Here is a 4,846-nt window from a genome sequence, read left to right as displayed (position 1 = left end):
ATAATTTATCTGGTAGTTCATGTGGTGGTATTAAGCGTGCAATATCTGGAATTATGAATGAAAACAGGACGAATATACAAGGGCTGAAAATATTAGAAAATATACTGTTATCAATCGTAACATTATACCAGGATACGGAAAATGGTATCTTGACCATTCAGGTAGATCATACGAAAGTAACATTCCGTGATGACGTTTCATCTTCTTTAGATATCAATACGAAAGAAGATGAAAATGCATGGGATTATATCCAAAATTCACTATGGCAAGCGATTGCGGGGGATTTTTCTGATGAAAGTAATCTGTTAGGTATTACTTTAAATGTTGCATTAGGTTTTGTTCCAGTAGTAGGACAGATTTGTGATGTTAGGGATTTAATTGCAAATATATATAACCTTATTGATGATGGACCGGAAACCTCTGAATGGGTGGCTTTAGGATTTACAGCTATAGGGTTTATTCCAGGACTTGGTGATTTACTTAAAAATGGAGATGAATTAGCACCGTTGCTAAAAAACTTAGATGATATTGCAGATGGTTTAGGTGATGCTGTAAACGGAATTATAAAAAAGGGTGATGAAATATTTAGTGCTGCAAGCAAATATGTAGATGACTTTAATCAATTTATGGATGATAGAATTTTTAGCAAGGTTGCAGGTAAGATTGATGATGTAGTTAGTGGAATACCAAGTGGAGAAACTATAAAAAATATGGTAAAGGATATAATGGATAAAAACATAGATATAATTGATACCTCCATAGGTGATGTTATAAAGGGATGGGGTGAAGAGATTTTCAATAATACGGCGCAGGACTGGATTTCGGATACTATAGATTGGTTAACAGGAAATGATGAAGTTGGAGAGGCATCTTCATATAATGGAAATTTTAAATGTGTTGCATAGGGAAAAAAGAACAATATAATAACAGTTTTAAGAGCATAAAGGAGAAACTATGATAAAAATATCAGTGCTTATTATAGCGATACCATTCATATTAATTGCAGTATTTCTTTTATTCTTGTTTATAGCAAGTGATTTAAAATCAGCTAAAAAATATAAGCTTGCTATTCGAAGTACAGGTAAAGTAAAAAAGAAGCTTGAAAATTATATTATGAATGCGTATGGCAGTGGCTTAATAGGAAAGCGCAGGAGGATTTATTATCAATATGAAGTCGAATATCAAGTTGATGGTAAACAATATATGGGGGTATTGCAAACAAAAGAGAAAAGGCTGAACGAAGGTGATACAGTTGAAGTTAGATATATCTGGAAGGAGGGCACTAATGAACCGAAAATAGCAACCTGTATATATGCGAATAGGATAAAAGAACTGGCAATAGGCGGTATCCTGGGGATTGTTTTTGCTATAGGAATCATTGTTTTTCTTTCTATAAGTGGACATTAAAGCAGATAATTATTTAAACACAGATAAGTTGCTGTTACAATATAGATAGCCGATCGTTGGGGAGGTTTGATTTGTATAAATCAAACTTCCCTTATTAATATATAAAATCGAAACAAGTGCATTTAGATATTAATAAAATTTCAAATAATCATGGCGCTACAATCACATCCACTTCATTTTTAACTAAAGTATCATAAAAGTCCTGGGATATACCTGAATCAGTAATGAGGGTATATCCCTTTTTCAGTTGGCAGAGCTGCACAAAGGTTTTTTTCATAAATTTTGTGGAATCAGCAACTACAATGATATGGCGGCTGGACTCCAGGACGGCGGTAAAAGTTCCGGCCTCTATATAATTGTAGTTATAAATGTAACCGTTTTCATCGATAGCGGCAGCGCTGATAAAAGCGTAATCAAATGAAAAGCTGCGAATCATATTTTCAGCAACGTGTCCCACTGCATTCAGGGAGGGGAGAATTAACTGGCCGCCTATGGAAATTACGGTGTAGTCCGGATGGCTTGCCAGTACCTGAGAGACACTTACATTGTCGGTAACTAAGGTAGTATTATTTAACGGATAATTAATTTGCAGTGCCATACTGTATAAAGTTGTACCAGAGGCAATATATACCGCATTACAGGTGGGCAGCATACTGGCTTTTTGCAGATATTCTGATGCAGCCAGCCCTAAACTCATTTTAATCTGCTGGTTAACATTGAGCCGTGTTTGGAAAGGAGCAGCATTGACAGACGTAGTTATTTCCTGTATCAGAGTGGCTCCTCCATAATGCCGGATAACGGACTTGTTATTTTCCAGTGTCTGCAGATCTCTACGGATGGTCATATCGGAAACGCCGAATTTCTCACATAAGTCTACTACATTTGCGACTCCGCCATGAGTACGCATATATTCAATAATCTGATCTGTTCGTTTGATTTTCATATCACATTTTGTTCCTTTCAAAAGAATCAAACACAAATAAAACATAGTTATCTTGAGTTTGTTTATTCTATTATATAATTAACTGCTAAAAATTACAATAGGGTACTTGAGTTGAAATGTTTGTTTGTGTATATATGATAGGGAATTGGTAGGAATTAATTGGAAACACAAAAAATAATATATTAAATAAACAAAAAAATAAATATAATAGACAAAAATATATAAAAACAAACAAAAATCACTTGACAAAAGAACCTGAGTGTGATTATATGTAACTATAAACAAAACAAACATAACAAACAAACATTAAACATTATATATCAGACAGTAAATCATAGTCAACGATTACGAACAACGAGGAAGAGAAAATGGATAAACAGTATATTATCAGTATTGATCTGGGGACATCCAGCTGTAAAACGGCTTTGTTTAATGGAAAAGGCGTCATGGTTAGTATAGCATCCAGGGAACATAAGACTTTTTTTGGTGAAAACGGTGCAGTAGAACAGGATCCCAATGAGTGGTGGCTGGGAACTAGAGAAACAATTCGGGAAGTTTTATGGAAATCAGGGGTTACCGGCAGCCAGATTGCGGTAGTGGGGATTGACAGCCAGAGCAGTGCTATGATACCGGTAGGACGTAATGGAGAAGTTCTTCATCATGCAATGATCTGGACAGACCGCCGTGCGGTTATGGAAAAGAAATGGATTGATGTCAACGTGGGACAGGAAATATTAACACAGATTAATGGGAACCGAAATGATGAATCCAATGTAGCGCCAAAGCTGATGTGGTTTAAAAATAATTACCCAAAGCATTATCAGCAGACCTATAAAATATTAAATGCTGCAGGGTTTCTTGCATATAAACTGACCGGTATATTTTCCTGCAATCTTTCGGAAGGAGGGCTGACCCAGCTGTTTGACGTTGAGACTGGAGAATGGTCCGGGGAATTGGTAAAAGCCTGTGAACTGGATATGGATAAACTGCCGGCTCTATACCAGTGCTTTGATATTGTAGGAAATATTACGGCACAGGCAGGTGATAATACCGGTCTGCTTATGGGTACTCCGGTGGTGGCAGGCGCCATGGACGCAGTCTCCTGCGGTCTTGGGTGCGGTATTACAAAAGATGGGGATGCTTTTATTACGGGAGGTACAGTCACCGCCCTTGGGGTATGTACCGGTAAGCCGGTAAGAAGCGGTTCCCTCCACGTTTATCACCACATTGTGCCGGGTACATGGTGCAACATGGCAGGAGTTGATTTTGGAGGAGGAAATTACCGCTGGTTCCGGGATAAATTTATGCAGGAATGCAATTCGGCAACGGTATATGAAGAAATGAACCAAATGGCAGAGCAGGTAAATGCAGGTGCCGATAAACTTTTATTTCTTCCTACTTTAGTGGGGCAGCGGTGTCCTCAGTGGGATGGAAGTATGAGAGGTGTCTTTTTTGGGATATCTCCAAATCATGGAAGGGAGCATTTCCTAAGGGCAATCATGGAAGGAAATGCTTTGGCTGTAAGAGAAATTATGGATTTACTGGGTGAAGAAGGTGCCGTGGCGAAAAAACTCAGGATCGCGGGCGGGATTGCAAAGAGTAACATCTGGATGGAAATATTTGCAGAAGTACTTGCAAGGCCTTTGTACCTGGCAGAATGTGAAGAGGCAACGGCAATGGGAAATATGATGAATGCCGCGTATGGTGCCGGGATCCTGGATTCATTTCAGGCAGGAGATAAATTTCTGAAGTTTGAACCGGTAGCTGTGAAGGAAGCAAACTATGAAACGTATGACAGGCTGTATGGATTATATCAAAAGCTATATCCTGCAATAAAAGCGCAGTTTGAAGAGCTGTCTGAGATGCAGTTATAGATAAAAGAGCAGGGGAATAGTACTGCATTTACGAAATGCAGCACTGAGAAAAAAGGAGGAACAATAATGACACCCAGAGAAAGAGTGCAGTGTATTTTGGAACACAGGAAACCGGACCGCGTGGCAATTGACATCGGTTCCACGGCATCGGGGATGACGAACCCCACCTTTAGGCGGGTAAAAGAGTATTTTCAGGTATAAAGTGAAGATATTATGATTCGTCCGGATGAGAGTTCCGCATTGTATAATGATGAACTGATGGAAAAAATGGGAGGGGATTTCCGGCATGTATTTTTACTTCCGCCGGATGGATATGAACCGGTATATGATGAAGAAGGTGTAATTACAAATGAATTTGGGATTAAGAAAAAACTGGTTAACGGCCTGTCTCAGGGACACAGCAGTCCGCTGGCAGATGCAGAGATAGAAGACATAGATGCCTACCCATGGCCCGATCCTTATGCTCCCGGACGTGCAAGAGGTATGAGGGAGAGGGCAGAGTACCTGTATTACCAGACGGATTATGCAATAGCGTCCAGAGCGGTTTCCCATGGATTTTTTGAACTTGCCTGGGAGCTGCGCGGGATGGAAAATATGCTGGTGGATATGCTGGTGGATAAGG

Annotated in this window: 4 protein-coding genes and 2 pseudogenes; 5 read left to right on the top strand and 1 reads right to left on the bottom strand. The window is 39.1% G+C overall.

Features of this window, described 5'->3' with window-relative positions; translation table 11 throughout:
- Both ACH2DQ_RS08125 and ACH2DQ_RS08120 read left to right on the top strand, forming a co-directional pair.
- A pseudogene (locus ACH2DQ_RS08125) lies at positions 1-905 on the top strand (hypothetical protein); the annotation flags it as partial.
- 49 nt (positions 906-954) lie between these two features.
- Complete coding sequence (locus ACH2DQ_RS08120) at positions 955-1,407, top strand: hypothetical protein (protein WP_394910827.1); 453 nt, start codon at positions 955-957, stop codon at positions 1,405-1,407.
- A gap of 148 nt (positions 1,408-1,555) precedes the next feature.
- Here ACH2DQ_RS08120 and ACH2DQ_RS08115 read toward each other — a convergent pair whose 3' ends face one another.
- Positions 1,556-2,350 (bottom strand): DeoR/GlpR family DNA-binding transcription regulator, encoded by a 795-nt coding sequence (locus ACH2DQ_RS08115; RefSeq protein ID WP_394910828.1) that lies wholly within the window; start codon positions 2,348-2,350, stop codon positions 1,556-1,558.
- A 368-nt stretch (positions 2,351-2,718) separates the two neighbouring features.
- On the opposite strand from ACH2DQ_RS08115, the gene ACH2DQ_RS08110 reads away from it, so the two are divergent.
- The 3 genes and pseudogenes from ACH2DQ_RS08110 to ACH2DQ_RS08100 form a co-directional block, all read left to right on the top strand.
- Entirely contained in the window at positions 2,719-4,224 is a 1,506-nt protein-coding gene (locus ACH2DQ_RS08110; protein ID WP_394910829.1) for an FGGY-family carbohydrate kinase, read from the top strand.
- 66 nt (positions 4,225-4,290) lie between these two features.
- Complete coding sequence (locus ACH2DQ_RS08105; RefSeq protein WP_395026296.1) at positions 4,291-4,425, top strand: hypothetical protein; 135 nt, start codon at positions 4,291-4,293, stop codon at positions 4,423-4,425.
- Positions 4,426-4,437: 12 nt separating this feature from the next.
- Positions 4,438-4,846, top strand: a pseudogene (locus tag ACH2DQ_RS08100) (hypothetical protein); the annotation flags it as partial.

The organism is Robinsoniella sp., assembly GCF_034124845.1.
The sequence above is the reverse complement of the archived record's forward strand: the minus strand, read 5'-3'. Positions and strand labels throughout refer to the sequence as shown.

Excerpts from the sequence above, each read along its gene's own strand:
- ACH2DQ_RS08120 (WP_394910827.1), top strand. The coding sequence starts at position 955 with ATGATAAAAATATCAGTGCTTATTATAGCGATACCATTCATATTAATT.
- ACH2DQ_RS08105 (WP_395026296.1), top strand. The coding sequence starts at position 4,291 with ATGACACCCAGAGAAAGAGTGCAGTGTATTTTGGAACACAGGAAACCG.
- ACH2DQ_RS08115 (WP_394910828.1), bottom strand. The coding sequence starts at position 2,350 with ATGAAAATCAAACGAACAGATCAGATTATTGAATATATGCGTACTCAT.
- ACH2DQ_RS08110 (WP_394910829.1), top strand. The coding sequence starts at position 2,719 with ATGGATAAACAGTATATTATCAGTATTGATCTGGGGACATCCAGCTGT.